We start from the raw sequence: 26,221 nt of genomic DNA, 5'->3' as shown, positions 1-26,221 counted from the left end.
CTGTACTCTAGTGCGTTGTGCAGTACAGCAGCCAGTGAATGTGGCAGGGTCCTCACCATGACGCGGGCTCTCACGCAGCGGCAGGCCGAGCTGCTCACCCGGTTGGAAGCGCTCTTCCTCACCGAGGGCTTCGGTCATCTCACTCTGGATGACATCGCCGGCCGGCTGCACTGCTCGAAATCGACGCTGTACGCGCTCGCCGGCAGCAAGGAACAGCTGGCGGTCAGGGTCGTCGGCCGGTACTTCAAGGGCGCCGCCGAACGCATCGAGAAGCGCATCGCGGGCCTCAACGACGTGCGCAAACGCATCGGCAGCTACCTCGCGGGCGCGGCGGAGGAGCTGAACAAGGCCTCAGCGGCGTTCATCGCGGACGTGTCGGACTTCCCGCCCACCCGCGCGACGTACGAACGCAACGCGCGCGCCGCGGCCGAGCGCATCAAGGCGTTCATTCAGGACGGCGTCGAGCGGCACGTGTTCCGCGAGGTGCACGCCACGTTGTTCGCCGAGATGGCCGGGTTGCTGATCGAGAGCATCCAGACCGGTGTGCTCACGAAACGGGCAGGCGTTTCGGACGCCGAGGCGTTCACTGCTTTGGGCGAACTGTTGTTGGATGGGCTCCAGCGGAGTGGTGCTTCCCAGAAGGAGTAGAGCGCAGTGATCGTGGTTGCTGGTGAGGCACTGGTCGACATGGTGCCGGTGGGGGACGACGAGCTCACGCCGCTCGCACCGAAGCTCGGTGGCGGGCCGTACAACGTGGCCGTCGCGCTCGGCCGGCTCGACGTGCCGACGGGCTTCCTGTCGCGCGTCTCGACCGACCACTTCGGCGAGCAGCTGATCAAGCGGCTGCACGCGTCGCAGGTCGCCACGGATCTGGTCCAACGTGGACAGGAGAACACCACGCTCGCCGTCGTCGGGCTCGCCGACGACGGGTCCGCGCGCTACTCGTTCTACGTCGACGGCACCGCCGACCGGCTCGTGGAGGACCCCGGTCCGCTGCCCGCCGAGGCGAAGGCCGTGTCGTTCGGCACGTTGTCGTTGGTGCTGGAGCCCGGCGCCTCGGTCTACGAGACGGTGCTGCGGCGCGAGAGCAAGCGCTTGCTCACGGCGCTCGACCCCAACATCCGGGCGGGCCTGATCCACGATCCGGGCGCCTACCGCGCGCGGTTCCGGTCGTGGCTGCCGGACGTCGGGCTGGTGAAGGCGTCCGTCGAGGACGCACGGTGGCTCGCCGAGGACGGCGACGTGATCGAGATCGCAAGGACGTGGATTTCACAGGGGCCCGCCGCCGTCGTCCTGACGAAAGGTGGCGACGGTCTGTCAGTGATCACCGCCACCGGACAGGTCGACGTGCCACCCGTGAAGGTGGACGTGGTCGACACGATCGGGGCGGGCGACACGGTGCAAGGTGCCCTGCTCGCGTGGCTGCACGACCACGATGCGTTGAGTGCGGAGAAGATCCGCGGGCTCTCCACGGATGAATGGACTGCCGCATTGACGTATGCCGGTGCGGCCGCCGCGATCACATGTTCCCGTGCGGGCGCCGAACCGCCCTTTGCGAGCGAACTCACCGCCGCGTTGGGTGGATAAAACGGAGGATCGGACTACCGTGGGGTAGCCGCGCTAGAAACTGGCATTACGGATGTGATGCCGGTCCCATCTCTCAGAATCGGTTCACACCGCTGCTGCGAGGCGGGCCTTCCGCCGACTAGCGTGAGTGAACTTGAAGACTCAGATCCCAACGGGGTGGTCCGAGACGACGGCTGGCCCAGCGTGGCCTGCCGCCACCCCGTCCGAGCGTTGAGAGGGACTTGAATGCCCGACGCGACGACTGCGCCGACCGACCCACAGACCGTCGCGCTGCGCCACGGGGACGCAGAGCTCGAGATGAAGGTGGTGCGGGCGTCCGAAGGCGCGTCCGGCATCGATCTCGGCAAGCTGCTGTCGACCACCGGTCTGGTAACCCTGGACACCGGTTTCGTCAACACGGCCTCCTGCTCCTCCGAGATCACCTACATCGACGGTGACGCCGGAATTCTGCGTTACCGCGGGTACCCGATCGAGCAGTTGGCCGCGCGCTCGAACTTCGCGGAGGTCAGCTACCTCCTGATCTACGGTGAGCTGCCGACCGCCGCGCAGCTCGAGGACTTCACGCAGAAGATCAGCAGGCACACGCTGCTGCACGAGGACCTCAAGCGCTTCTTCGACGGCTTCCCGCGCGACGCGCACCCGATGCCGGTGCTGTCGTCCGCGGTCTCCGCGCTGTCGACCTTCTACCAGGACTCGCTGTCGCCGTTCGACGCGAACCAGGTGGAGATCTCCACGATCCGCCTTCTCGCCAAGCTGCCGACCATCGCGGCCTACGCGTACAAGAAGTCGGTCGGCCAGCCGTTCCTCTACCCGGACAACTCCCTTGGCCTGGTGGAGAACTTCCTGCGGATGACCTTCGGGTTCCCGGCCGAGGCCTACGACCTCGACCCGGACCTGGTCCGCGCGCTCGACCTGCTGTTCATCCTGCACGCCGACCACGAGCAGAACTGCTCCACGTCGACCGTGCGCCTGGTCGGCTCGTCCGAGGCGAACCTCTTCGCGTCCATCTCCGCGGGCATCAACGCCCTGTTCGGCCCGCTGCACGGCGGCGCGAACAGCGCGGTGCTGGAGATGCTCGAGAAGATCAAGAACGACGGCGGCGACGTGAAGTCGTTCGTCAACAAGGTGAAGAACAAGGAGGACGGCGTCCGCCTGATGGGCTTCGGCCACCGGGTCTACAAGAACTACGACCCGCGTGCCGCGATCATCAAGAAGACGGCCGACGAGATCCTCGGCAAGCTCGGCGCCGACGACCAGCTGCTCGACATCGCGAAGCAGCTGGAAGAAGCCGCCCTGAGCGACGACTACTTCATCTCCCGCAAGCTCTACCCGAACGTGGACTTCTACACGGGTCTGATCTACCGGGCGATGGGCTTCCCGACCAAGTTCTTCACCGTGCTGTTCGCGCTCGGCCGGCTCCCCGGCTGGATCGCGCACTGGCGCGAGATGATCAACGACCCGGCCACCAAGATCGGCCGCCCGCGGCAGATCTACACCGGCCCGACGGAGCGCGACTTCATCGCGATGGAAAACCGCTGATCACGGGCTAGTTCTTCTGGCAAGCTGAGGGCGCGTCACCCGCTGGGTGGCGCGCCTTTCGCGTTGTCGTGGGGTGGTGCGTGACGGACGTGCGGGCCGAGAGCGGCGCGTTGCCTCGATGACCTGCAGCGCCGCCTGTCATGCAGACCCGTCCCGATCGCTTTAGCGTCGAGACGTGAGTTCTTCCCCGTCACTCGTCTGGTTCCGTCGCGATTTGCGGACATCCGATCATCCCGCCATTCTCGCCGCCGCGGAAAGATCACCTCGCGCACTCGCGTTGTTCGTTCTCGACGACAGGTTGCTGAAACCGTCGGGACAACCGCGAATCGATTTCCTGCACCGCTGTCTGCACGCGTTGAACGACGAACTCGGCGGCAGGTTGATGATCGTGCACGGCGATCCGGTGAAGGCGGTTCCGCGCGTCGCGAAGGAAATCGGCGCGGGGAGCGTCCACATCACTGCGGACTGCGCGCCGTACGGACGCAGCCGGGACGAAGCCGTCGAGGAAGCGTTGGGGGACATCGAACTCGTCCGTTCCGGCTCGCCCTACGCCGTGACGCCGGGCCGGGTGCGCAAGCAGGACGGCACGCCGTTCAAGGTCTTCACGCCGTTCCGCAACGCCTGGCTGGACCACGGCTGGCGCAAGCCCGCGGACACGTCGGCGTCCACTCTGGACTGGATCAGGCCGGGCCACAGCACGAAGCTCCCCGCAGTCAAGGAAAAGCTGCCGGACGCGATGAAGCTCTGGGAGGAGTTCCGCGACGAACGGCTGGAGGACTACGACAAGACCCGCGATCGCCCCGATCTCGACGCCACGAGCAGGCTGGCCGCGTACCTGAGGTTCGGCGTGCTGCACCCCCGGACGCTCCTGCAGGACTGTGACGGAACGTTCCGCAGCGAGCTCGCCTGGCGTGAGTTCTACGCGGACGTGCTGTGGCACAAGCCGGAGACCGCGCGCGAGAACTACGACCGCAGGTTCGACCGCATGGAGCACGACGACGACCAGGAGCTGTTCGAGGCCTGGAAAGAAGGTCGTACCGGCTTCCCCATCGTCGACGCCGGCATGCGGCAACTCAAGCAAGAGGGCTTCATGCACAACCGGGTGCGCATGATCGTCGCGAGTTTCCTGGTCAAGGACCTGCACCTGCCGTGGTGGTGGGGCGCGCGGCACTTCATGGAGCACCTGATCGACGGTGACATCGCCTCGAACCAGCACAACTGGCAGTGGGTCGCCGGCAGTGGCACGGACGCCTCTCCGTACTTCCGCGTCTTCAACCCCATGACCCAGGCCAAGAAGTTCGACCCGGACGGCGCTTACGTGCGCAGGTACGCGCCGGACTCGCCGAGCCTCACGCCGATCGTGGACCACGCGGTCGAACGCCAGGTGGCGCTCGACCGTTACCAGGCCATCAAAGCTTGAGCGCCTCGCGGAGCTTGACGCGAGCGCCGGTCCGCAGCACGGCGTTCGCGTAGACCTTGCCGCCCAGCCACGTGATCGCCGCGATGGCCAGCAGGGCCAGCGCGACCGCGAGCAGGACCTGCCAGGCCGGAGCGACGCCCAGCGCCATCCGGCCCGGCATCAGGATCGGGGCGAACGGCGGCAGCATCGACAGCACCGTCACGGTGGGGCCGGACGGGCTGCCGATCATCAGGTTGATGCCGGCCACGAACGCCACGATGATCGTCATGCTGATCGGCGTCAGCACCGACTGGAGCTCCTCCTGCCGCGACACCAGCGACGCGGCGGCCGCGAACACGGTGGCGTACAGGAAGAAGCCGAGCAGGTACCAGAGCACGCCGGTCAGCAGGGCCGCGCCGCCCACCGCGCCGACGTCCACGACGTCGAAGGCGGACGACAACCCGAGGCCGACCGTGGAGATCACCAGCAGCTGGAGCAGTCCGACCGCGCCGAGCCCGATCACCTTGCCCAGCAACAACTGCCACGGCCGCACGGTCGCGAGCAGGATCTCCACGACCCGGCTGGACTTCTCCTCGACCACGCCCTGCGCGACCATCGTGCCGTAGACCAGCAGCGAGTAGTAGAGCAGCGCGGCCACGATCAACCCGATCGCGAGGCGCTGACCTTGTTGCGGGTCAACGGGTTCCAGTGCGGTGACGTCCACTTTGGCGTTCGCGAGGCTCTGCGCGACCTCCTGCGGGTTGATGCCCGCCTCGGCGAGCTGCGCGGTCAGCACCTGCTGGCGCAGCACGTCGTTCAGCGCCGTCGTCAGCACCTCGTCGCCAGAGCCCTTGACGATCATCTTCAGCTCCGGCGGCGCACCGGTCACCAGGGCGTCGAGCGACCCGTCACGGACCTCCTGCTCGGCGTCGCCCGCGGTGGTGACGTCACGCGTCTCCAGATCGATGCCGAACGCTTTCGCCTTCTCCCGCAACGGATCCGCGAGTTGCGTCGCCTGCCCGGAAAGCCCGACGACACTGCGTTGCTGATCGTCGAACAGGACCGACTGGAGCACCACGTACCCGGCGAGCACGGCGATGATCACCGCCGTGCCGATCAGGAACGACCTGGTGCGCACCTTCGTGACGAACTCGCGCCTGGCCACCAACGAGACAGCTCGGGCCGACGTCATGCGCTCCTGCCCTCGGTGGTCACAACGTTGCGGAACAGCTCGGTCAGCGACGGGCGCTGCCGGGAGAACTCGTGCACGGGGCCCGCCGCGAGTGCCGCGTGCAGCACCGCCTGGTCGTCCACGCCGTCGGCGAGTTCGAGCACGCAGCGCGTCCCGTTCTTCTCGATCACCCGCACACCGTCCAGACTGGCAGTCCAGACGGTCGTTGGCGACTCCACGACCAGACGCGGAGCGCCACCTGACCGAAGTTCATCCACCGTTCCGCTGGCGACCATCGAGCCGGCGCTGACGATGCCGACCCGGTCGCACAGACGTTCCACCAGGTCGAGCTGGTGGCTCGAGAACACCACGGGCACCCCGGCCGACGCCTTCTCGCGCAGCACCTGGCTCATCACGTCCACCGCCACCGGGTCGAGGCCGGAGAACGGCTCGTCGAGCACCAGCACGTCCGGCTCGTGCACCAGCGCGGCGGCCAGCTGGACGCGCTGCTGGTTGCCGAGGCTCAGGCGCTGCACCTCGTCCGTGCGGCGGTCGCGCAACCCGAGGCGCGCGATCCAGTTCTCCGCGCTCGTGTGAGCCTCGTTGGTGCTCATGCCGTGCAGTTCGGCCAGGTAGACGAGCTGGTCGAGCACCTTCATCCGCGGGTAGAGACCGCGCTCCTCCGGCATGTAGCCGATCCGGCGCCGGGTGTCGAGGTCGACGGTTCTGCCGTTCCACCGCACCTCGCCGGAGTCGGCCGAGAGCACGCCCAGCGCGATCCGCATGGTCGTGGTCTTCCCGGCGCCGTTGCTTCCGACGAATCCGAAGAGCTCGCCGGCGCGCACGTCGAAAGACATGTCCCGCAGGGCGACGACCTCCCCGTAGCGCTTGGAGACCGCGTCGATCTCCAGCACTCCCTCAGGCACGGTGAACCCCTTCGTTAGCCCGGATGGCGGTAATCGGACTGAAAGTATCGGTGAGCAGGGAACGAGTGAAACGATACGGGCGTCTACGGCGAATCGAACGAACGACCAATTCACTCAACGGGGGTGACCATGCAGCCCATTGACCCCGATCAGTGGCTCAAGGAGTACGGGGCCAAGATCGAGCAGGCCAAGCAGCACGCCGAACAGGCCCGCGACCAGCTCGGTGGTGTGGGTGGCAGCGCCAGCTCGCCAGACGGCCTGATCACGGTGACAGTTAACGCCACCGGCGTGCTGACCGATCTCCAGATCAAGCCGGAAGCCCGCGGCATGGACCCCAGCGAGATCGCCTCGGCCGTGCTCACAGCCTCCGCCAAGGCCCAGCGTGACGCCTCCGGGCGGGTCGTGCAGATCATGACGGACTTCGTCGGCGACAGCCCCGCTCTCGAGTTCGTGAAGGCGCAGATGCCGAACGGATACAAGGGCGACGGAACCGACGAGGAAGAACCGAAGTCGGAGTTGGAGCGCAAGGACCTTCGGCCCGACGACGAGTACTTCACCAACCCGCCCGACGTCATGGCCTGAGTGCAGGAGGGGGTTAGGCATGCAGCAGCACTTCAACATCGACCTCGACGAGCTGAGAACCCACGCCGCCAGCGTGGACCGGCTCATGGAACGGATGCGCAAGGCCACCGAGACGTGCGATCCGGGTGCCCTCACGACTGAGGCCTTCGGCGTCTTCCTCGGGTTCCTGGCCTCGAAGGTCCTCCAGGAGGCCGGCCTGTCGCAGGACATGCTCGGCAAGGCCGCGAACTCGCTGATGGACATGAGCAGCGGGCTCAAGAAGACCGTCGAGCAGTACGAGCAGGTCGACCTCGACAACATGTTCGGCTTCAAGGGAGGCCGGGGATGAACGCCCCTGCGACGCAGTCCAGCAGCGGTGACACCGCGCAGCTGTTCAACAACGTCTCGAACGCCTACAAGTCCATCGAGAGCGGCGACTGGGTCAGCGGCGGCCTCGGCATCGCGAACGCGGCCATGGGCATCGTCGGCATGTCCTCGAACCCACTGAGCGGGTTCCTCTCCGCCGGCTTCAGCTGGGCCATCCAGCACGTCGACTTCCTGCGCGAACCGTTCGACATCCTGCTCGGCAGCCCCGAGTCCATCGCCAAGATGTCCGAGTCGTTCAAGAACGCGGGCAAGCAGGTCAAGGACATCGCGACCGAGTACGAGAAGCTCTGCGTCTCGCAGACCCGCGAGTGGCAGGGCAGGGCGGCCGACGGCTACCGCGCCGCCGCCAAGCGGCACGCGACCGGCCTCGAGACCCTCGCGAAGTCGGTCGACGGCATCTCGGGCGCGGTCAAGGGCGCCGGCGAGCTGGTCGGCACCGTCCGCAAGATGATCATGGATCTGATCAGCCAGGCCGTGTCCGACATGGTCATGAAGATCATCCAGTGGCTCGCGGCCTCGTTCCTCACCTTCGGCGCGGCCATCGCGGGCGCGATCGCGGACATCGTCACGACCGCGGTCAACTACGCGAAGAAGCTCTCCGACTTCCTGCAGAAGCTCGTCGGCTCCGTGCAGAAGCTGCTGAAGCTGATCCAGTCGGTCTCGCAGATCGCCAAGGCCGCCGAGACGATCATCGACGCGATCTCGTCGATGGCGAACAACGGCAAGGGCGGTGGCGGCGGGGGTTCCGTCCGCAACACCGCGGGTGGCTTCGACGGCATCCGCGGCGACCAGCAGGACCGCGCGTCCTCCGGTGCGGGCGGCACGTTCACCAGTGGCGCGAACGGCGGCTACCAGGGTGGCAGGCCGACCGCCGGTGACGGCCTGAGCAACGTCCGTCCCGGCTACCAGGGCGGCAACACCGACGGCTACCAGGGCCCGTACGGCCAGGGGCCGGGCGTGGGTGCCGGTCCTGCCGTGCGTCCCATCTACACGCCTCCTGGCGGCCAGGGCGGTGGCGCCGGTGGTGGTGCGGGCGGCGGTGCCGGTGGCGGCAGCGGTCACGTCCTGCCTGGCCCCGGCACCGGCTCGGGCGTCGGCTCCGGCAGTGGCGCGGGTACCGGCACGGGTGCGGGCCGCTGGGTTCCCGGTCACTGGGAGCCCGACACGACCACGACGGCCGGTGGCAACGCCACGACCAAGCCTCCGTCGTTCGGCGCCACGCCGACCACGACGGGCGGCGAGTGGTACCGCCCGACGACCACGGACCACGCCGCGACCGCTGCCTCAGGCGGCGCCGGTGGCGGTGGCGGCGGTGCTCCCAAGGGCATGGGCGGCGGCGGAGGTGGCGGCATGCCCGCCGGCCTCGGCGGTGGCCCGGCCGGTGGTGGTGGCGCCGGTGGGACCGCGGCCACGCAGTTCGGTGGTGCGGCGGGCGTCATGCCGGCCGCCAGCGGCAACGCTCCCGCCGCTCCTGCCGCCGCCGGTGGCGCCCCTCGTGGCGGTGCTGGTGGCGCCGGTATGGGCGGCATGATGGGTGGCGCTCCGATGGCCGGTGCAGGTGGCCAGCAGGGCGGCAGCAACGAGCACAAGCGGAAGGTCCGGATCGAGGGCGAGGCCCTGGTCGAGCCGCCGAAGGCCGCGAAGCCGGTCATCGGCGAGTGATCTCGCACTCCTCGCACTGAGCTCCTTGCGCTGAGGGCGTCCGCAAGTACTACCGACTGGGAGTCGGCGGTACCTGCGGACGCCCTTTTTTCACACCGCGGCCAGGAGTTTCGCGATCTCCGGCGCGGCCTTCTCGCGGTCCTCCGGAACCAGGCCGATGCGCGTGCGGCGGTCCAGAACGTCGTCGGCGTCCAGCGCGCCCTCGTGCTGGATCGCGTGGACGATGTCGGCCTCGGTGACGCCGGGTGCGATCGGGGTGGTCGGCGCCGGCCTGTCGTCGACCAGGCGGATGTCCTTGGTGCGGCAGGGGATCTGCGTCAGGTTCGTCGCGTTCACGGCGTCCGCGGCCATCCTGCGGTACGTGGTGAGCTTGCCGCCGACGATCGTGATCACGCCGTTCGGTGCCTTCAGCACGGCGTGGTGACGGGAGAGGTCCGCGGTCCGCCCTTCGGCCTCGAGCAACGGGCGCAGGCCCGCGTAGCTGCCGATGACGTCGTTCCTGGTGAGATTTCGTTGCAGGACGTGGGAAGCGGTCGCGAGCAGGAAGTCCACATCGGACTCCGGCACCATCGGTACGTCCGGGATGTCGTCCACGGGCTCGTCGGTGAGGCCGAGATACGCGCGGCCGTTCGCCTGGGGCAGCACGAACGCGTAGCGGTTGTGCTCGCCGGGTACCGGGATCGTCAGCGCCGTGCCGGTGATGCCGGCGGTCCGCGCGTCGATCACCAGGTGGGAGCCGCGGGACGGCCGCAGCTGCACCGGGGCGAGCGTGCCGGCCCAGACGCCCGTCGCGTTGATCACCGCCTTGGCCCTGACGCTGAACGTCGCGCCGGTGAGCGTGTCCACCGCCTCGGCGCCATCACCTTGCAGCGTCACGACCTTCGCGCGGGTGATGATCCTCGCGCCGTGGCCGGCGGCTGTTCTGGCCAGCGCGACCACGAGCCGGGCGTCGTCGACGAGCTGGCCGTCGTAGCTCAGGAGTCCGCCGGTGAGCTTGGCCGGGTCCAGGCCGGGAACCAGCGCCAGGGCTTCGTGTCTGGACACTCGGCGCGGTGCCGGCAGCACGTCCGACGGCGTGCGGGCGGCGATGCGCAGCGCGTTGCCGGCGCGGAATCCCGACATGACGAAGTGGCCCGCGGTGGAGTGCAACGGGAACAGCATCGGCAACGTGCGGGTGAGGTGCGGCGCCGTCCTGGTCATCAGGATGCCGCGTTCGACGGCGCTTTCGTGGGCGAGCCGCACGTCGCCCTTCGCGAGGTAGCGCAGGCCGCCGTGGACGAGCTTGCTGGACCAGCGGGACGTCCCGAACGCCAGGTCGTGCGCCTCCAGCAGGGTGACCTTGAGACCTCGGGAGGCCGCGTCGAGCGCGACACCCGTGCCCGTGACGCCGCCGCCGATCACGAGCACGTCGGCGACTTCTCGTTGGGCGGCTTCGAGATCCTTGTGGCGCCTGTCCGCGTTCAGGGACGTCTTCACGGCTTCAGAGCTCCGTCCAGCTGCTTGGCGAGCTCGTCGAGCAACGAGCCGAAGTCGAGCCCGGAGGTCACCGGTCTGGTCGAGAGCACCATCGACTGCGTGCTCATCAACACCACGCGCGCCTGCGTCTTGGCGTCGCCGAACCGGATCGACCCGTCGAGGTGCCCGGCCTCGATCTGCGCGACGAGGAACTGCTCGACCAGTCGCTGCGTGCTGCCGAGCCGGTCGGTGAGGTAGGGCAGCATCAGGTCCGCGTCGAGTTGCAGGACGCGTTGCATGAGCGGGTTGGCCTCGAGCAGCCGGATGGCGTCCACGGCCCTCTGAACGAGCTGCTGACGGGCGTTCCCCTGCCCGCCGGCCCGTTCCACCGCTTCGAGCAACGCGGCGAACTCACGCGTCATCAGGGCCCGCACGAGGTGGTCGACGTCCGGGTAGCGCCGGTAGAGCGTCATCCGGCTCACGTTCGCCCGTTTCGCCACGTCGGTGAGGGTCGTGCGGCGCACCCCCACCTCCAGAACACACTCACGGGTGGCGTCGAGCAGGGCGTCGTGGGTGTGACGTTGAGACGTCATGTGTAACACTGTAGCAGTGACCAGGGCTCGATGGACCTCCGAAACCGTGCCGTTGCCGCCTCATGCGCTGGCTTGGCTCAGTCAGCGCGTTGGGCTGGGGGAGCCTTTGCCGGAGGTGCCTGTTTCGGTGCCTCCGTCTGAGCTGTCCGAGGACGCGTTTACGGCGTTGGAGGCTGTCAGCGCGATCTCTTTGGATCCTGCGGATCGGCTTGGGCGTGCTGGTGGGTTGTCGTACCTGGACCTGCTGCGTCGTCGTGGGCACGGGGAGTTGGCTGTGCCGGACGCTGTTGTGCAGCCTGCTTCGCCTGAGGAAGTCCTTGAGGTGCTGCGGGTCTGTGTCGAGTACGACATCGCCGTGGTGCCGTTTGGTGGTGGCACGTCCGTGGTCGGTGGGGTCGAGGCTTTGCGCGGGGCCAAGTCGGCTGTCGTTGCGCTGGACCTGGCCGGGCTTGGGTCTCTTGTTTCCGTTGATCCGGTTTCTCGGGTTGCCGTGTTGCAGGCCGGGGTCACCGGGCCTGAGGCTGAGCGGTTGCTGGGGGAGCACGGGTTCACGCTCGGGCATGTGCCGCAGTCTTTTGAGCGGGCCACTGTTGGTGGGTTTGCTGCTACTCGATCTGCTGGGCAGGCGTCGTCCGGGTATGGGCGATTTGAGGACATGGTCGAGTCGGTTCGTGTGGCCACGCCGGTGGGTGAGTGGGTTGCTGGGGCCGCTCCCGCTTCTGCTGCCGGTCCGGACCTGAAGCAGCTGGTGCTTGGTAGTGAAGGGCTTTTCGGGGTTATCACCGAGGTTTCTGTTCGGGTTCGGCCCAAGCCGTCCGCGCCCCGATACGAGGGTCTCGTCGTCGACGGCTGGGAGGCCGGTGTCGCGCTCGTGAGGTCTCTGGCCCAGGCCGGGGCGTTGGCGGATGTCACCCGGCTGTCCGATGTGGACGAGACCGAGGTCGCGCTGGCGCTGGCCGGGTCCAAGGCCGATCTGGTGAAGAAGTACCTGCGGGTTCGTGGGGTTCGGCAGCCCTGCCTGGTGATTCTCGGGTGGGAGTGCCGGTCCCGGGCTGCGACTCTGAGTGCGTTGCGTGGGCACAAGGTTGTTCGGCTCGGGCGGGCCATGGGGGCTTCTTGGCTGCATGGGCGGTTCAACGGGCCTCGGCAGCGGGATGCGCTGTTGGACGCTGGGGTTTGTGTCGAGACGTTGGAGACCGCTACTCGGTGGTCTCGGGTTTCTGAGCTGCGCGACGCCGTGCGGGGGGCGTTGGTCGCTGAGCTTGGGGATCCTGTGGTGATGTGCCATGTCTCGCATGCTTATGAGACTGGGGCCTCGTTGTACTTCACCGTGTTGGTGCCTCGGGATCTTGCTGATCCTGTTTCGCAGTGGGGGCGGGCCAAGGTTGCGGCTTCGGATGCTGTTTCCCGGCTTGGGACGATCACGCATCACCATGCTGTTGGGCGGGATCATCTTCCCTGGTTGGAGAAGGAGATCGGGGTTGTTGGGGTTGGCGTGTTGCGGGCGGTCAAGGAACGGCTTGATCCGACTGGGATTTTGAATCCTGGGAAGTTGGTTTAGTCGCGGCTGTTGTGGGTGGTTGGCTTGCGGGCGGCGACCTTGCGGGTGGCGACCTTGCGGGCCGCGACCTTGCAGGGTGGTCACCTTGCGGGCGGCGACCTTGCGGTTGCGTGCTTTCCCTGGGGGCGCTGCCCCCAGACCCCCGGCAATCTGATCGGGGGGTGGCGCCGCCTGCGGGTTGATGGCACGCCTGTTGCTTTGGGCGGCTGCCTGTTGCGTAGTTGGCTTGCGTTGGCGGTGGGGTCCCGTCACGAGCCGCACCAAGAGCGGGCCACATGCAAGAAGGGTTGTCAAACGGACGAAAAGCGTGTCCGTTTGACAACCCTTCTTGCATGCAGCAAGAGCTATGGCGCGACTCGTGACGGGACCCCACCGCCCTGACCGTTTGGTAAGGACGGCTCGCCTTCGGCTTCGCGGGTGGGTGGTGTCTGGGTTAGAACTGGACGAGCATCTTGCCCGTGTTCTCGCCTCGCAGCATGCCCAGGAAGGCTGCCGGGGCCTGGCGGGTGCCGCCCTCGATCACCGTTTCGGAGTACTTCAGTTCGCCGGACGCGATCCAGGCTGCTACCTCGGACACGAACTGCTGCTGCAGGGCCTTGTGGTCGCCGACCAGCATGCCGCGCAGGGTCAGGCGCTTGGCGAGGATCTGGATCATGTTGCTCGGGCCCGCCGGCTTCTCGGACTCGTTGTACTGCGAGATGGCGCCGCACATGGTGATGCGGCCGTTCAGGTTCAGGTTTTCGATGGCCGCTTCGAGGTGTTCGCCGCCCACGTTGTCGAAGTAGACGTCGATGCCGTTGGGGGCTGCGGCGGCGAGCTGTTCGGCCACCGGGCCCTCCTTGTAGTTGAAGGCGGCGTCGAAGCCCAGTTCTTCGGTCAGGTACTTGACCTTGTCGGCTGAGCCTGCGGAGCCGATTACTCGGCTGGCGCCCTTCAGGCGGGCGATCTGGCCCACGATCTGGCCCACTGCGCCTGCCGCGCCGGAGACGAAGACGGTGTCGCCTTCCTTGAACTCGGCGGTGGCCAGGAGGCCCGCGTAGGCGGTGAGGCCGGGCATGCCCAGGACGCCCAGGTAGGTGGAGAGCGGAGCGACGTTGCCGTCGACCTTCACGACGTGCTTGGCGTCCACTACGGCGTAGTCGCGCCAGCCGAGGCCGTGCAGGACGTTGTCGCCCTTCTTGAGGCTTTCGACGCCTGCGCCTACTGCGACGATCTCGCCGACTGCGCCGCCATCCAGCGGGGCGCCTACCTGGAACGGCGGGACGTAGGACTTGACGTCGTTCATGCGGCCTCGCATGTACGGGTCGACGCTCATGACCACGTTGCGGACCAGGATCTGGCCTTCGCCCGGGGTCGGGATCTCGACCTCGGCGATCTCGAAGTTGTCCTCGGTCGGCCAGCCCTTCGGGCGGGACGCGAGCCTTACTTCGAGTGCGGTGCTGGTCATGGTCGGACCATCTCCATCCATTGCGTTTCGGATCAGTTATCCGTTTCAACCGTCTGTTGCTGACGACTGTTCCGGAATGTGACCTAGACCGCAGGGAGAAACGTCGTGACGTCTCGGTAGGCGAAGCCGAGCTTGCGGTACAGCGCGATGGCCGGGGCGTTGTGGTTCTCTACGAAGAGGGCGCACGTGCCGTAGAGCGCGAGTAGTGATGACGTCACGAACTGGCAGATGCGGTGGCCCAGGCCCTGGCCTGTGTGGGCGGGGTGGACGGCTACGCCCATCATGAAGCCGACGTCGGTCGACGACCAGGCCTCCGCTGCGGTGGCCACCAACTTGTCGTTCTGGTGGACGCCTGCCCAGCGGCGGACGCCCTGTTCGCCTGGCCAGGCCCAGGAGTCCGGGTTGGCCTCGCGTAGCAGCGGGTCCACGTTGGCTGTGGTTTCTAGCCAGGTGGCGTCGGTGGGGAGGTCGAGGCTGCCTTTGCGGTCCATCCAGCCGAAGGGCTTGTCCTCTACCCATGGGGTGGGCATCAGGGGTTCTACTTCTTCGGCCAGCTTGCGTTCCAGCAGTGGGCGTAAGTTGACGCCTCGGCCGTGTGCTGCCAGCAGGGATGCCACGCCTTCGGCCGGGCCCGTCAGGACCAGCCGGCGGCGTCTGGTGAGGGCCGGTGCGTGCACGGCCACTGCGCCGCCGTGTTCCCAGGCCGCACCGCCGCACGACAGCGCTTGGGCCGCCCAGCGGACCATCGGGTCGTCGCTGGCGTCCTGCACGTCGGCGGCGGTGCGTAACCGGCGCACTCAGTCCTTCTGCTTGCGGCGCAGCAAGGTTCGCTTCGCCAGCGAGTCCTCCAGCGCCTGGTAGGCGAGATCCATCGCGCGGTTGTACTCGCCCTGGGGGCGTGGGGGGACGGACTCGTCGGGCTGTGGCGGTGTGACCATCTGGAGCCAGCGCTCGTTCCAGAGCTGCTCCACGGCCGCCTCCCAGTGCAGGGCGGCGCCCATCCGCACGACCCGCTCGCGATCGCGCACCTCGGCGATCTCGTGCTGGGTCGACGCGAGCCGCGCGGCGAGCTCGGCGCACCGCACCTCGTCCAGCTTGCGCTGGCGGGCAGCCGCGTCCGTGGCGATGGCGATGATCTCCTTGTAGCGCTCAACCGCGGAGATCGTCGGCACCTCGATCACCTCCTCGCTTTGACGCTGCGACGGGACCGGGTCGAACATCGTCATCATCGGGTTCATGACGCTTCTCCAGTGTCGAACGGGATGATCACTTGCGGTCGCGAGTGCTCGAACCGGTCGAAGAACAGGCCGCGGCGTGGTCTCGGCGACCACGCCATCACCTGCTCCGGTCCGAGCGACAGCAGTTCCTTGCCCTGGACGTCGAACGCCACCCAGGCGCCGATGTCGTCGTAGACGCCGGGCGGGAGGCTCGCCTTCAGCCTCTGCACGCCGCGCCACCAGCCCAGCACGTGCGTGCGGTTCTCCGGGCCGTGCTTCAGAACGGTGCGGAGACTGTCCACACCGGACATCCGGGTGGTCGCGTTCTTCTGCTCCAGCAACGTCTGCGCCGCGTCCACGCCGTACAGCACCAGGTAGTGCGGCTTCAGCGGCGCGTCGGTCTCGCCCGTGTTGATCGACTGCAGCCGCGCTGCCGTCTCGTCCAGCAGGTCGCGGACGCGGTTGATGCCGATCACCTCGGCATCATGCCCGTCGGCGCTCAGGCGTTTCGCCAGATGCAACGCCGAGGGCATCGCCTCCTCGACCAGGCAGGCCAGCGTGAACACCGCCTCGTGCGGCCGGTGCTGCCTGCCCAGCGACGCGGCCGCTCCGCCGAGCACCGCGGCCGCGTCCTGGACCACGGAACCGATCACCGCGATGTTGCGACCCGGTGTGCGGGCGAACCGCACCCGTGCCGCGCTGCCCGCGACGTCGATCACCTGTCCCAGAAGCACGGTAGGCGATGCCTCGCCCGGCCGCAGGTCGAGGAAGTCCTGCGTCGCGTCGATCAGCGGGATCTTGCTGCCGTCGAACAGGCCTGGCGCCTGGCCCGGTTCGCGGCGCCACAGCTCGGTCTGCAGGAAGTCCATGGTGCCCTTGGACGTCGAGTCCGGGATGCGGCAGATCTCGTTGCCGGGCTTGACACCCGACTCGTGGTTGATCACCGCGTGCCAGCGCGGGAGCTCGACGGCGGCGTCGTTCTGCGGCTCGGCCAGCACTCGGCGGGCCTTGGGCAGCGCGATGCGGACGGTGAACTGCTCGAAGATCGCCGACTTGCCCCAGAAACCCTCGATGCCCGAGACGTCCTGCGAGGACAGCACGAGGTGGATGCCCTGCGAACGACCGCGGCGTGCCACGTCCTCCAGCAGTTGCGTCGCGGCGGCGGTGACCTGATCACGTTCGCCGAACAGGTACTGGAACTCGTCGATCACCGCGACGATCCGCGGCCAGCGCCCGGACGGGTCCTCGGCGCGCAGGTCCTGGAGCTTGGTGACCTCGTGCTGCTTGGCCGCGTCCGCACGCCGGCGCATCTCGTCGGACAGGTACCGCAGCAGCGCCACGCCGAACTCGCGGTCGGTGTTGACGTTCACGCCGACCAGGCGCGCGTGCGGCAGCCACGACGGGTCCTTGCGGCCCGGCGCGAACTGCGCGAACGACACGCCTTCCTTGAAGTCCAGCAGGTACAGCTCCAGCTCGTCCGGCGAGTAGCGCGCGCACAACGAACCGAGCATCGCGTAGAGGAAGTTCGTCTTACCCGAACCGGACGGTCCGCCGATCAACGCGTGCGGCGAAGTGTCGCCGAGCTGCACGCAGACCTGCTCGCCGTCGTCGAACCCAACGGGCGCAATGACTCCGGCCGACGAGTTCTCCGTCCACGGCCGGTCGGGCAGCAGATCGCCGAACGACCCCAGACGCGACCGCCGTTCCTCGCGCTTCTCCGCGATGGCGGCACAGGCGCGCGGAACCAGGGTGCGCGGCAGGGCGGGATCCAGCGTCACCGTCACGTTCTTGCCGGTCATGGTGCAGAACGCGGTGCCGTCGCTGCGCAACGACACCGTCTCCACCGGCGAGTTGATCGTGATGGGAATGTCCACGATGAACAGCTGCACACCGCACGCCAAACCGTTGCGCGCCACGCGTTGCAGCTGTTGCTGCTGGTCTTCCTTCAACGCCTTGCGGTTGCCGAACAGCACGGCGATCCGCCACGGCTCGGTGCGCCGGCCCTCGCCGCTGACCGCACGAACGGTCAGATGGCCGTCGACCAAGACCTTGGTGTGCACCTGGCGAATGTGTTCGGACAGCTCGTCCAGCAGCTCGTGCAGCCGTGCCGGGTCGTGCACCGTCAGCAGGTTCGCGCGGGTCAGCGGGTAGAGCCCCGGCAACGACCCGGTCAGCTGGCCGACGTCCCACACGTGCACGTGCACGAGCCCCGGCTGGAAGTGCGACAGGACCCGCAGCAACAGGCTCTCCACCAGCGTGTCCGCGAGCTGGCGGGTGTCCGAAGTGGACGAGATGTGCAGGTGCGCCTGGTCCAGTAGCGGCACCGCGACGGGGAACGGCCTGGTCTTCGGCGCCGACGTCACCACGCCGGTGCCGATCCGCCACAGCTCGGGCACGCCCTCGCTGCCGTCGTGCGTGCCGGGGTGGCCGAGCCACGACTCGTGCGGCCACGACGCGGGACCGGCGGCGACCGAGTTCACCAGCTCGGTCAGCTGCTCGGGACCCGAACTCGTCCACTCGTGGAACGACTGCTCCCAGTCGTACTTGATCTGCGCGAGCCGCTCGGCGAACTCGGGCATCGAGAGCGGCGCCTGACGCGGGTTCTTCACGCGCTTCTCGTCGACCGTGAGGAACGAGGTCACGTCCTTCAGGGCGACGTCTTGCAACGCCTTGTCGATGCCCATGCCCCGCACGGTGAACTCGAACATGTCCTTGGCGTGCTCGGTGGCGAGCGCCCGGTGTTCGCGTGCCACCGAGCCCAGCGCGGCCGAAACAGCGCGCTGGAACTCCCCGAAGGCGTCTTCGATCCTTTGTCGCCGGTCGTCCCGCCTGCTCATCACAGCTCCACGGTGAGTCGTTGGATGCGCTCTAGGGTTCCCACCATCAGCTCCAGCTGATCGGGGAATCTTTCCTTCGCACGCACGAACTCCGGTGGAAGCAACGACTCGTGGTGGTTCTCGCTCGACTCGGCGAGGATCGCGACCGCCTCGTCGAGGCCCTCCTGCGCTGATCGCACGTTGCGGTACGACTCACGCAGGATCTCGCTCGCCTGCTCGAGCGCGGCACGAACCTCGGCGATGGACGCCATCAAAGCCTGCTGTTGATGCCCTCGGCCCCGGAAATGCCGGCGCCGAGGTAGTTCTGCAGCTCGCTCACGCCGGACACGACCTGGGCGAACTGGGCGTTCGTCGTCTCGACGTCCGCCTGCACGGAGCCCTGCGTGACCGATGTCAGCAGCTGCTGCGCGTCCTCGGCGAGCTCAGCCGCCTGTTGGAGGGCGGACTGGCTTTGAGCCGCCTTGTCGATCGCCTGGGCAATTGCGGCACGGACCTCTTCGATGCTGGCCATGTCGGCTCCCGAACCCTCCGGAACAAGGTGGTCTGAAGACCACCCTTAGTAGAGATTGTGCCCAGATTTTCACAGTTGAGAGCGAAGATCGGCTAACCGGGTGGATGCCTGAATCCACTCGAACGGGCCTTGATTTAATGATCAGTTGAGCGCGCTGCTGGCCCCTTGCCTGAGCGTGTTGTGACACTCACAATGCCGCCTACAGCCTGTCGTGCAGAGGCACCGACCGGCCGGGTGAATCAAGACGGTCTGCTGGGTGAGTTGTCACGCGGAGTGCCTGCCCCGAACGGGTCATCTCCTGCCCACACCTCGACCATGACGCGCTCGGCACCAGGCACGAGTTGGCTGATCAGCTCAGGCTCGTCCAGCACTGTCCACGCCGTCGGCGGCTCGCACGCCACCCGCGGCGCCGAGAACCCGTCACCCAGACCGCGCACGAAGGTGCGAACGGCCCGCGCCAGCGCGGCGGAGACGTTGTGGGTGGCCTTCTCGGTGCTCGGCCGCGTGATGACGACGGCCCAGCACCCCGGTTCTTCGTCGGAGCAGTCACGGGCGTCCACGATCTGGGCACCCGCACGGCTGATGAGCGCGTCGCACGCGGCACGCGCCTGTTGCTCGTTCGCTGCTTCGACCACCACGGTGATCACCAGCACGAGGTCGTCTTCGTCCATGACACCCGAAATGGTGTCAGATGACCCTCCGCACGAACTCCAGCACCCGAGTGACGGCCTCGCCGTCGGTCAGCAGGCCGTCCACGACGTGCTCCTCGAACGCGGACCCGCGGATCCGGTCGGTGCCCGCGCGGGTGTCCGAGATCGGCACGATCTCGTCGTCCGACCCGTGCAGCCACAACGTCGGCAGGTCGCCGAGCGCCGGCCCGAAGCTGACCTCGTCCATCAGGTCGGCCAGCCCGTTGGACGCGCCGTCCCAGATGCCGAGCACCGGCGACACCAGGACGAGCGCCGCGAGCCCGGAATGCGTTTGGGCGTAACGAACCGCGGCGGGTGCGCCGGTGAAGTGTCCAATGAGGACGACCGGTCGATCGGCGGCTTTCACCACCGCCTCGATGTCCTCGCTCACCGCGACCGGAACACCGGCTGTGCGCAGTGAACGGGCGATGCGCTCGCCGTGCGGAAGCACGGCGAGCCATCCAGGTGCGTGCATCTACGAAGCGTAGAACGCGCTGATCTCGATCCGGCCACCCGAACAGACGGGGCCAAGGGTCCACGGCACGGTCAGCGGCGCGGTCTCGTCCGGCGGGATGGCCGCGGCCTTCGACGGCTCCGGCTGGCACGGACCCTCCACGGGCTCGTTGCCCGACGGCACGACGCCCCAGTGCAGGTTCGCCGAGGCCTTGCCGCCCGGCACGAGCGTCATGGCCGCCGGTCCCGGATCCGCCTTGCGCTCCAGCTTGGTCGGCACCGCGCCGGAGGCGTTCTCCAGCTGGAAACCGCTGTAACCGTTGAGCGTGCACGGCGTCGTGCCGGAGTTCGTGACGACGAACTTGCCGTACCTGTTGCCCGCGCCGGCGTCCGTGGGGGCGACCTCGCCCTTGAGCGCGGTCGAGTCGCAGCGCTTGACGGCCGGTGCGGCCGCACCCGAGTTGCCGGCCGGGGCGGTGGACGAAGCGGTGGCCGACGACGACGACGGCGCGGACGTCGGAAGCGTTTGCGAGGCGTTGTCCGGGGTTCTCGTCCCACAAGCCGTTACGGCGGCAAACGCGGTGAGCACCAGTCCGCAAGCGATCAGACGACGAGTCATGGGTGCACCTCCTACCACCGAAGGATGTGCCCAAATATCAACTTGCCCACACACCGTGCCGGAAATTCACCGGATCTGGTGGACGTCCCAGCCGTCGGGCAGTTCGGACATGCCCTTCACCGCCGCGGTCCAGATGTACGTCCAGGCGATCCGGCCGTCCGGCAGCACGACGCGCACGCGGCGGTAGTCCTCGCCCTCGTACTCGTCGAGCAACGGCAGCGCGTCCTCGGGCGACCTGAGTCGCAGCACGAAGCCAGGCACGCCCAGCCCGGCGCCGGGACGCAGCGCGGGGTAGCCCAGACCGGTGTCGAACAACGTGCCGGGCAGGTGGGTCTCCTCGGACCCCACGACGTGGGGCTCCATCAGGTGCCAAGCGTTTGCGCCCGGCTGGAGCGTGCCGTAGACGAACAGCAGCTCGGGCCAGTCGTCGGCGCACGGCTCGCCGTGCACCTCGGTCACGTCCAGTCCATCGCTCATCGCAGGCCTCTCGCCCAGCACGCGGGCGCTTCGCTGCGAGACGTCCGCGCAACGGACCATACGGCCGTTGAAGAGCACGGGCATCCGCTTCTTGGAGCCTGCCGTGTAGGCCAGAACGCTGTCGATGACGCCACCGTTGTAGAGCACCACACGGCCCGTGTGGACGCGCACGAGGCGATAGCGCAGTCCGCGTCCCTCGCAACGGTCCAGCACACGCAACTGCTCAGGCGTGGCGAACCAGATGGAGTGCTCCTCGGTGACGCCAGGAGCACCCGCAAGCGTGGCCGGCCGCTGGTCGTCGCGCATGCGCAAACCGGCGGCCCAAACAGCAGAAAGGCCCTCGCACCGTGCGCGAAGCACGACCGCGGGGCCTTCAAGTCCAAGCTCTTCGCGGAGCCACGTGAGCTTGCTGGGATTGGCGTTGGATCCGTACCCGAGCACCGGCATCCGGGCCGCCAACGGGGCCTCACCGTGGTTCGCAAGCCATTGGTCTAGGTCGATGTTCTCCGGCTCAACTCGCCATCCCGACTCCATCGTGAGGTCCGGTCGCACTGGCCAGCCTGTTTCGTCCACGTGAACGAAACAGTGGTCTGGACGAGTACCCGGATAGGGCTCCGCCGGATGGCTTTCGTCGGTGAACGGTTGGGCCATTGGTCCATTGTGCCAGTGCAAGGGGCCGGATCGCGCCCCCTATTCGTGACCCATCCGATGTCTAGGCCTTCTTTCTAGGTCTTGAGTGAGAACTTTCACTACGCATTCGGGTGACTAACCCGATGTCTCCCCGTCGACACTCCGGTGAAGTTCAGGAGGCGTCATAGCGTTCCTGTGCCTGGGTGACCTCAGGCTGGTTCGCGGCGATCCAGTGGGCGAGCGCCACGAGGTGGCTCGCCGCACCTTTGCCGAGGGGCGTCAGCGTGTACTCGACGTGCGGCGGGATGACCGGATAGACCTCGCGATGCACGAACCCGTCGCGCTCCAGCGTCCGCAACGTCTGGGTGAGCATCTTCTCGCTGGCGAGCTCCAGCTCTCGCCGCAACTCGCTGAACCGCCAAGCCTCCCCGTTGGAGAGCGCATGCAGCACCAGCACGCCCCACCGGCTTGTGACGTGCTCCATGATCGCCCGCTCAGGACACATCGTGACCTGCATGCTCACCTCCACGTAAGTACCCAACTCCAAAGTGGGTACTTACGAAAGGTTAGCGCTATCCGTAGCTTCGTGACTATGACGATCCTCATCACCGGAGCAACCGGCCAGCTCGGCAACGCCGTGGTCCGCTACGTCCTCGACCGCACGAACGAGCAGGTCATCGTGTCCGTGCGCAGCCCGGAGAAGTTCACCCTCGACGGCGTCGAGGTGCGCCAGGGCGACTTCGAGCAGCCCGAGACCCTCGACTTCACCGGCGCCGACAAGCTGCTGATCGTGTCCGGCGAGGCCCCCGACGCGGACACCCGCATCCAGCAGCACAAGAACGCCATCGCCAAGGCGGTGGAACACGGCGTGGGCCACATCTTCTACACGAGCCTCACCGACGCGGACACGTCCACGGCGGGCGTCGCGGTCGTGCACAAGGCCACCGAGGAGGCCATCCGCGCCACCGGCATCCCGTTCACGTTCCTGCGCAACGGCATGTACCACGAGAACTACCTGGGCGCGCTGGCCGGCGACACCGTGGCGGTCTCCACCAAGGACGGCCGCGTCGCGAGCGCGGCCCGTGACGACTTCGCCCTCGCCGCAGCCGTCGCGCTCACCACCGGCGGCCACGAGAACCAGGTCTACGAGCTCACCGGCTCGACCTCCTGGTCGTTCCCGGAACTCGCCGGCGACAGGTTCCGCGACGTCAGCGACGAGGACCTGATCGCGGCCGGTCTGCCCGCGTTCGTGGTCGACTTCTTCGTGGCGATCCGCGAGGGCGTGTTCGCCGAGGTCCGCCCGGACCTGGAGAAGCTGATCGGCCGCCCCACCACGCCGATCAAGGTCTAGAAGAAGCTGGAACGCGACGAGCCATCGCAAGGCGCTCCCTCCGCTGGAACGGACGAGCGCCCGCAAGCCGACCCGCGCGGTGCCACCAGGCGCTTGCCTGTGCAAGGCACCCACGTACGAGGCCTGGCGTGGCGATGCGAAGCGAGCCGTCTGAACCTAGGGCGCCGGGTAGCGGTGAGCCCCAATCGCAACCCCGCACTTCGTCACTGCCTGATGGACCACCCTCGCAAGGTGACCGTCCGCACGGAACGCGACCAACCCCGCTGGAACGCGACGGCCCACAACCAGACCCGCCCGCACGGCCTCAGTTGAACTCGGGATGCGCCTCCGGATGCGCGTCCCACCACTTGCGGTACTCCGGATTCCGGTCCAGCACCGACCGGTAGGCGTCGGCGGCGCACGCGAACACCTCGTGCGCCCGCCCCGCCACCGGCGAATCCCTCCGCGTGGCCACGAAGATGTCGGTCATCAACGGCATCCCCCGCAACCGCCGAATCACGATCCCCTCCCCGGTCCGGGACGGCGCGGCGGCGAACGACACACACCCGCCGGCCACCAGCCCCCGCGCCATGCTGGCCTCGCCGGTGTGATGGGTGAGCCGAGGCACGAACCCGGCGTCCGCACAGGCCTGGAACATCTGCGTCCGGCTCCCGATGTGCTGTTTGGGAGGCGTGACCCAGTCCCGATCAGCGAGCTGGGCCAGGTCGACCTCGTCCAGCAAAGCCAGCGGATCAGTCTCCGGCAACGCCACGAACGCCGGTTCGGTCACGAGCTTGCGCAGCTCGATCCCAGCCAGATCCCGCGCGTGCATCCCGTCGAAGAACTCGAACAACGCCACGTGGACCTGTCCGGCCTCCAGCATGTCCACGATCTCCGCGGACGACGGCCGAACCTCCGCGCGCACGTCGGCGTTGAGTGCCCGAAGTCCCTCCACGAGCTTGGCGAAGTACAGGATCGGGGCGCAGCCGAAGATCAGCGGCCCGCGCCGGTCGGTCTCCCGGGTGTTGGCCATCAGTTGCGCCATCTCGTCCAGCACCAGCCGGGCCGTGCCGAGTACGCGGCGGCCCAGGTCCGTTGGGACGCAACCGTTGCGCGTTCGGTCGAAGAGCTGGCCACCGACGAGGCGTTCGACGGTGCGCAGCTGGGCGGACAGGGCGGGTTGGGTGAGTCCGAGCCGCGTCGCGGCCCTGGTGACGCTGCCTTCTTCGGCGATAGTTCGTACCGCGCGAAGGTGGCGGAGCTCCAACTCGGGCATAAAGACCTTGTATCCCCCTTCTGAATGCACCGCCACCCTTCGATCGGGGCATAGTGATTTCGATCGATCATCCGGCCCGGCGCTTGCGGCAGCGCCTGAGGGTCCGGCGCGGGAGGGTGCGCACCCCTCGGTTCGACGCTGCTGCCGCGCACCCTGCGCTCCGCGGCAGTAGCGTCGAACCCATGGCGGTGAAGGACTCTCCCACGAGCTGGGTCAACGAGCACATCCAGAAGTACGTCGAGACCAACGGTGCCGAGGGCCACGAGTGGCGGCCGGGCGTGCACACGTTGCTGCTGACCACCAAGGGGCGCAAGAGCGGCGAGATGCGGCGGACGGCGCTCATCTACCAGCCCTCCGGAGACGACCACGTGGTCGTGGCGTCGCAGGGTGGCAAGCCGACGCACCCGGCCTGGTACCTCAACCTCGAAGAGGAACCCGTGGTCGACGTCCAGGTCGCGGCGGAGAAGTTCCAGGCACGCGCCCGCACGGCCGGCCCCGACGAGCGGGACCGGCTGTGGAAGCTGATGAACGAGGTCTGGCCGGCCTACACCGACTACCAGCAGAAGACCGACCGCGAGATCCCCGTCGTCGTGCTGGAGCGGATCAAGGGATAGGAACCGCGGCGCCCGTCACGACCACCCGGCGGTCCTCGCGAGTCGCGTCGACCTCCAGCCGGGACGGCCTGCCCATGTCCTCGCCCTGGCTGATGACGAACCGCTGCGGCCCTTCGAGGTCGCGGAGATAGCCACCGAACGCGGCTGCGGCGGCGCCCGTCGCCGCGTCCTCGACCACACCGCCGACCGGGAACGGGTCGCGGGCGTGCACCAGACCCTCGCTCTCGCGCCAGAACAGGTGCACCGTCGTCAGGTCGTGCGCCAGCATCAGGTCGCGCAACGCGTCGAAGTCGTAGTCCAGCTCGCGCAGCTGCTCGCGGTCTTTGAGCGGGATCAGCAGATGCCGGGCCCCGCCGAAGCCGACGTGCACCGGCCCGTCGCCGATCTCCTTGTACCCCAACGCTTCCAACGCGGCAGAGACCAGCGACGGATCCGCAGGCGACGTACTGGTCGGCACGCTGGTCAGCGATGCCGTTCCGCCGGAGGTCTCGATGGTGATCTCGCCGGCCGGAGTGTGGAACGTCAGCGGCCCGTCGCCGATCCGCTCGGCCAGCGCGACGGACGTGGCGATCGTGGCGTGCCCGCAGAACGGCACCTCGGCCTTGGGACTGAAGTACCGGACGTCGAACTGGCGCTCGGCGACGCGCGGCACCACGAACGCCGTCTCCGAGTAGCCCACCTTCTCGGCGATCGCGAGCATCTCCGCGTCGGTCATGTCGGACGCGTCGAGCACGACCCCCGCCGGGTTGCCGCCGGCCGGGTCCGTCGTGAACGCGCTGTACCGCAGTACGCCCTTGTCGCTCATACCTCGCTGCAACGCGTAACAGTGCTGAAGCCTTCCGCCCTGGTACCTGCTGGTGAAGTACGTCAGTCCGGCCTTCTCCAGCACGCGGCCGGACGCGTGGTTGCGCGCGTCGGTTCCGGCGACGACCCGGTCGGCGATGGCGAGCGCCTTGTCCCGCAGCTCCACGGCGACGCGGGTGGCGACGCCGCGTCCCCAGTGCGCCGGGTCGATCCAGTAGCCGATCTCGATCTCGCCCAGGTCGCCGTCGAGCATCTGCGCGAGCCCGATGACCACGCCGTCCTCGACGACCACGTGCAGGCCGAAGCCGTGGTCCTCCCAGTGCCGCAGCGCCTGCTCGTGCCGTTCCGCCACGTAGTCCGGAGTCCAGGGCATGCCGTTGCCGACGTACACCGTCATCCGAGGATCGGACGCCCACCGCAGCATGTAGCCGAAGTGGTCGTCCTCCCACCGCACGAGTTCCATGCGGACCATCGTG

At 67.9% G+C, this 26,221-nt stretch carries 27 protein-coding genes; 10 read left to right on the top strand and 17 right to left on the bottom strand.

Annotation, left to right across the window (positions count from 1 at the left end; translation table 11 throughout):
- The first annotated feature begins 57 nt into the window (after positions 1-57).
- The 4 genes from BM417_RS40465 to BM417_RS40450 all read left to right on the top strand — a co-directional run bounded on the left by BM417_RS40465 (position 58) and on the right by BM417_RS40450 (position 4,546).
- Positions 58-648 (top strand): TetR/AcrR family transcriptional regulator, encoded by a 591-nt coding sequence (locus BM417_RS40465; RefSeq protein WP_093605410.1) that lies wholly within the window; start codon positions 58-60, stop codon positions 646-648.
- A gap of 6 nt (positions 649-654) precedes the next feature.
- Positions 655-1,587 (top strand): carbohydrate kinase family protein, encoded by a 933-nt coding sequence (locus BM417_RS40460; protein WP_093605409.1) that lies wholly within the window; start codon positions 655-657, stop codon positions 1,585-1,587.
- 225 nt (positions 1,588-1,812) lie between these two features.
- Complete coding sequence (locus tag BM417_RS40455) at positions 1,813-3,126, top strand: citrate synthase (RefSeq protein ID WP_093605408.1); 1,314 nt, start codon at positions 1,813-1,815, stop codon at positions 3,124-3,126.
- 175 nt (positions 3,127-3,301) lie between these two features.
- Positions 3,302-4,546 (top strand): cryptochrome/photolyase family protein, encoded by a 1,245-nt coding sequence (locus BM417_RS40450; protein ID WP_093605407.1) that lies wholly within the window; start codon positions 3,302-3,304, stop codon positions 4,544-4,546.
- Here the strand turns inward: BM417_RS40450 and BM417_RS40445 are convergent.
- Together BM417_RS40445 and BM417_RS40440 are read right to left on the bottom strand one after the other, a co-directional pair.
- Complete coding sequence (locus BM417_RS40445) at positions 4,536-5,717, bottom strand: ABC transporter permease (protein ID WP_093605406.1); 1,182 nt, start codon at positions 5,715-5,717, stop codon at positions 4,536-4,538. The genes BM417_RS40450 and BM417_RS40445 overlap by 11 nt on opposite strands.
- A complete protein-coding gene (locus tag BM417_RS40440) occupies positions 5,714-6,622 on the bottom strand; it encodes an ABC transporter ATP-binding protein (RefSeq protein ID WP_093605405.1) in 909 nt (302 codons plus the stop codon). Before BM417_RS40440 ends, BM417_RS40445 begins: the two co-directional genes overlap by 4 nt.
- A gap of 129 nt (positions 6,623-6,751) precedes the next feature.
- Here BM417_RS40440 and BM417_RS40435 point away from each other — a divergent pair, with 129 nt between their 5' ends.
- From BM417_RS40435 to BM417_RS48230, 3 genes are read left to right on the top strand one after another with little or no spacing between them, the layout of a single operon-like run.
- Positions 6,752-7,204 (top strand): YbaB/EbfC family nucleoid-associated protein, encoded by a 453-nt coding sequence (locus tag BM417_RS40435; RefSeq protein WP_093605511.1) that lies wholly within the window; start codon positions 6,752-6,754, stop codon positions 7,202-7,204.
- A 19-nt stretch (positions 7,205-7,223) separates the two neighbouring features.
- The gene (locus BM417_RS40430; protein ID WP_093605404.1) at positions 7,224-7,532 is read left to right on the top strand and encodes a hypothetical protein; all 309 of its coding nucleotides are present in this window, start codon (positions 7,224-7,226) and stop codon (positions 7,530-7,532) included.
- On the top strand, positions 7,529-9,232 hold the full coding sequence (locus BM417_RS48230; RefSeq protein WP_093605403.1) for a WXG100 family type VII secretion target: 1,704 nt from the start codon (positions 7,529-7,531) through the stop codon (positions 9,230-9,232). The genes BM417_RS40430 and BM417_RS48230 overlap by 4 nt, the downstream gene beginning before the upstream one ends.
- Before the next feature lie 90 nt (positions 9,233-9,322).
- Here the strand turns inward: BM417_RS48230 and BM417_RS40420 are convergent, their stop codons facing one another.
- Both BM417_RS40420 and BM417_RS40415 read right to left on the bottom strand, forming a co-directional pair.
- A complete protein-coding gene (locus BM417_RS40420) occupies positions 9,323-10,708 on the bottom strand; it encodes a glycerol-3-phosphate dehydrogenase/oxidase (protein ID WP_093605402.1) in 1,386 nt (461 codons plus the stop codon).
- Complete coding sequence (locus tag BM417_RS40415) at positions 10,705-11,280, bottom strand: TetR/AcrR family transcriptional regulator (RefSeq protein ID WP_093605401.1); 576 nt, start codon at positions 11,278-11,280, stop codon at positions 10,705-10,707. Before BM417_RS40415 ends, BM417_RS40420 begins: the two co-directional genes overlap by 4 nt.
- Between BM417_RS40415 and BM417_RS40410 the strand changes: the two genes are divergently transcribed.
- The gene (locus BM417_RS40410) at positions 11,279-12,841 is read left to right on the top strand and encodes an FAD-binding oxidoreductase (protein WP_093605400.1); all 1,563 of its coding nucleotides are present in this window, start codon (positions 11,279-11,281) and stop codon (positions 12,839-12,841) included. The genes BM417_RS40415 and BM417_RS40410 overlap by 2 nt on opposite strands.
- Before the next feature lie 433 nt (positions 12,842-13,274).
- Here the strand turns inward: BM417_RS40410 and BM417_RS40405 are convergent, their stop codons facing one another.
- The 11 genes from BM417_RS40405 to BM417_RS40355 form a co-directional block, all read right to left on the bottom strand.
- The gene (locus tag BM417_RS40405) at positions 13,275-14,288 is read right to left on the bottom strand and encodes an NADP-dependent oxidoreductase (protein ID WP_093605399.1); all 1,014 of its coding nucleotides are present in this window, start codon (positions 14,286-14,288) and stop codon (positions 13,275-13,277) included.
- 83 nt (positions 14,289-14,371) lie between these two features.
- Complete coding sequence (locus BM417_RS40400) at positions 14,372-15,085, bottom strand: GNAT family N-acetyltransferase (protein WP_093605398.1); 714 nt, start codon at positions 15,083-15,085, stop codon at positions 14,372-14,374.
- Complete coding sequence (locus BM417_RS40395; RefSeq protein WP_093605397.1) at positions 15,086-15,526, bottom strand: hypothetical protein; 441 nt, start codon at positions 15,524-15,526, stop codon at positions 15,086-15,088.
- The gene (locus tag BM417_RS40390; RefSeq protein ID WP_093605396.1) at positions 15,523-18,342 is read right to left on the bottom strand and encodes an FtsK/SpoIIIE domain-containing protein; all 2,820 of its coding nucleotides are present in this window, start codon (positions 18,340-18,342) and stop codon (positions 15,523-15,525) included. Before BM417_RS40390 ends, BM417_RS40395 begins: the two co-directional genes overlap by 4 nt.
- Positions 18,342-18,593 (bottom strand): hypothetical protein, encoded by a 252-nt coding sequence (locus tag BM417_RS40385; protein ID WP_093605395.1) that lies wholly within the window; start codon positions 18,591-18,593, stop codon positions 18,342-18,344. Before BM417_RS40385 ends, BM417_RS40390 begins: the two co-directional genes overlap by 1 nt.
- Positions 18,593-18,853, bottom strand: coding sequence for a hypothetical protein (locus BM417_RS40380; protein ID WP_030481403.1), 261 nt, complete (start codon positions 18,851-18,853; stop codon positions 18,593-18,595). Before BM417_RS40380 ends, BM417_RS40385 begins: the two co-directional genes overlap by 1 nt.
- Before the next feature lie 239 nt (positions 18,854-19,092).
- Positions 19,093-19,524, bottom strand: coding sequence for a hypothetical protein (locus tag BM417_RS40375; protein WP_093605394.1), 432 nt, complete (start codon positions 19,522-19,524; stop codon positions 19,093-19,095).
- A gap of 16 nt (positions 19,525-19,540) precedes the next feature.
- The gene (locus tag BM417_RS40370; protein ID WP_093605393.1) at positions 19,541-20,017 is read right to left on the bottom strand and encodes an alpha/beta hydrolase; all 477 of its coding nucleotides are present in this window, start codon (positions 20,015-20,017) and stop codon (positions 19,541-19,543) included.
- The gene (locus BM417_RS40365) at positions 20,018-20,614 is read right to left on the bottom strand and encodes a DUF4232 domain-containing protein (protein WP_093605392.1); all 597 of its coding nucleotides are present in this window, start codon (positions 20,612-20,614) and stop codon (positions 20,018-20,020) included.
- Positions 20,615-20,680: 66 nt separating this feature from the next.
- Positions 20,681-21,397, bottom strand: coding sequence for a gamma-glutamylcyclotransferase family protein (locus BM417_RS40360; protein WP_245822623.1), 717 nt, complete (start codon positions 21,395-21,397; stop codon positions 20,681-20,683).
- A gap of 496 nt (positions 21,398-21,893) precedes the next feature.
- Entirely contained in the window at positions 21,894-22,238 is a 345-nt protein-coding gene (locus BM417_RS40355) for a winged helix-turn-helix transcriptional regulator (protein WP_093605510.1), read from the bottom strand.
- Positions 22,239-22,313: 75 nt separating this feature from the next.
- Here BM417_RS40355 and BM417_RS40350 point away from each other — a divergent pair, with 75 nt between their 5' ends.
- Positions 22,314-23,072 (top strand): NmrA family NAD(P)-binding protein, encoded by a 759-nt coding sequence (locus tag BM417_RS40350; RefSeq protein WP_093605390.1) that lies wholly within the window; start codon positions 22,314-22,316, stop codon positions 23,070-23,072.
- A 304-nt stretch (positions 23,073-23,376) separates the two neighbouring features.
- Here BM417_RS40350 and BM417_RS40345 read toward each other — a convergent pair whose 3' ends face one another.
- Positions 23,377-24,327 carry a LysR family transcriptional regulator gene (locus BM417_RS40345; RefSeq protein ID WP_093605389.1) on the bottom strand — a complete coding sequence of 317 codons (951 nt, stop codon included), beginning with the start codon at positions 24,325-24,327 and terminating at the stop codon, positions 23,377-23,379.
- A 182-nt stretch (positions 24,328-24,509) separates the two neighbouring features.
- On the opposite strand from BM417_RS40345, the gene BM417_RS40340 reads away from it, so the two are divergent.
- Positions 24,510-24,941, top strand: coding sequence for a nitroreductase family deazaflavin-dependent oxidoreductase (locus tag BM417_RS40340; protein WP_093605388.1), 432 nt, complete (start codon positions 24,510-24,512; stop codon positions 24,939-24,941).
- Here the strand turns inward: BM417_RS40340 and BM417_RS50165 are convergent.
- Entirely contained in the window at positions 24,931-26,208 is a 1,278-nt protein-coding gene (locus tag BM417_RS50165) for a PhzF family phenazine biosynthesis isomerase (protein ID WP_177320884.1), read from the bottom strand. The genes BM417_RS40340 and BM417_RS50165 overlap by 11 nt on opposite strands.
- Positions 26,209-26,221 lie beyond the last annotated feature (13 nt).

Source organism: Lentzea waywayandensis (assembly GCF_900115955.1).
Taxonomy (GTDB): Bacteria; Actinomycetota; Actinomycetes; order Mycobacteriales; family Pseudonocardiaceae; genus Lentzea; species Lentzea waywayandensis.
The sequence above is the reverse complement of the archived record's forward strand: the minus strand, read 5'-3'. Positions and strand labels throughout refer to the sequence as shown.

What these genes read in the sequence shown, in the direction of transcription:
- BM417_RS40395 (WP_093605397.1), bottom strand. Translation starts at nt 15,526, where the DNA reads ATGAACCCGATGATGACGATGTTCGACCCGGTCCCGTCGCAGCGTCAA.
- BM417_RS40370 (WP_093605393.1), bottom strand. Translation starts at nt 20,017, where the DNA reads ATGCACGCACCTGGATGGCTCGCCGTGCTTCCGCACGGCGAGCGCATC.
- BM417_RS40445 (WP_093605406.1), bottom strand. Translation starts at nt 5,717, where the DNA reads ATGACGTCGGCCCGAGCTGTCTCGTTGGTGGCCAGGCGCGAGTTCGTC.
- BM417_RS40355 (WP_093605510.1), bottom strand. Translation starts at nt 22,238, where the DNA reads ATGCAGGTCACGATGTGTCCTGAGCGGGCGATCATGGAGCACGTCACA.
- BM417_RS40415 (WP_093605401.1), bottom strand. Translation starts at nt 11,280, where the DNA reads ATGACGTCTCAACGTCACACCCACGACGCCCTGCTCGACGCCACCCGT.
- BM417_RS40435 (WP_093605511.1), top strand. Translation starts at nt 6,752, where the DNA reads ATGCAGCCCATTGACCCCGATCAGTGGCTCAAGGAGTACGGGGCCAAG.
- BM417_RS40455 (WP_093605408.1), top strand. Translation starts at nt 1,813, where the DNA reads ATGCCCGACGCGACGACTGCGCCGACCGACCCACAGACCGTCGCGCTG.
- BM417_RS50165 (WP_177320884.1), bottom strand. Translation starts at nt 26,208, where the DNA reads ATGGAACTCGTGCGGTGGGAGGACGACCACTTCGGCTACATGCTGCGG.
- BM417_RS40380 (WP_030481403.1), bottom strand. Translation starts at nt 18,853, where the DNA reads ATGGCCAGCATCGAAGAGGTCCGTGCCGCAATTGCCCAGGCGATCGAC.
- BM417_RS40345 (WP_093605389.1), bottom strand. Translation starts at nt 24,327, where the DNA reads ATGCCCGAGTTGGAGCTCCGCCACCTTCGCGCGGTACGAACTATCGCC.
- BM417_RS40340 (WP_093605388.1), top strand. Translation starts at nt 24,510, where the DNA reads ATGGCGGTGAAGGACTCTCCCACGAGCTGGGTCAACGAGCACATCCAG.
- BM417_RS48230 (WP_093605403.1), top strand. Translation starts at nt 7,529, where the DNA reads ATGAACGCCCCTGCGACGCAGTCCAGCAGCGGTGACACCGCGCAGCTG.
- BM417_RS40465 (WP_093605410.1), top strand. Translation starts at nt 58, where the DNA reads ATGACGCGGGCTCTCACGCAGCGGCAGGCCGAGCTGCTCACCCGGTTG.
- BM417_RS40360 (WP_245822623.1), bottom strand. Translation starts at nt 21,397, where the DNA reads ATGCGCGACGACCAGCGGCCGGCCACGCTTGCGGGTGCTCCTGGCGTC.
- BM417_RS40430 (WP_093605404.1), top strand. Translation starts at nt 7,224, where the DNA reads ATGCAGCAGCACTTCAACATCGACCTCGACGAGCTGAGAACCCACGCC.
- BM417_RS40350 (WP_093605390.1), top strand. Translation starts at nt 22,314, where the DNA reads ATGACGATCCTCATCACCGGAGCAACCGGCCAGCTCGGCAACGCCGTG.
- BM417_RS40390 (WP_093605396.1), bottom strand. Translation starts at nt 18,342, where the DNA reads ATGAGCAGGCGGGACGACCGGCGACAAAGGATCGAAGACGCCTTCGGG.
- BM417_RS40365 (WP_093605392.1), bottom strand. Translation starts at nt 20,614, where the DNA reads ATGACTCGTCGTCTGATCGCTTGCGGACTGGTGCTCACCGCGTTTGCC.
- BM417_RS40410 (WP_093605400.1), top strand. Translation starts at nt 11,279, where the DNA reads ATGTGTAACACTGTAGCAGTGACCAGGGCTCGATGGACCTCCGAAACC.
- BM417_RS40385 (WP_093605395.1), bottom strand. Translation starts at nt 18,593, where the DNA reads ATGGCGTCCATCGCCGAGGTTCGTGCCGCGCTCGAGCAGGCGAGCGAG.
- BM417_RS40405 (WP_093605399.1), bottom strand. Translation starts at nt 14,288, where the DNA reads ATGACCAGCACCGCACTCGAAGTAAGGCTCGCGTCCCGCCCGAAGGGC.
- BM417_RS40375 (WP_093605394.1), bottom strand. Translation starts at nt 19,524, where the DNA reads ATGGACGAAGACGACCTCGTGCTGGTGATCACCGTGGTGGTCGAAGCA.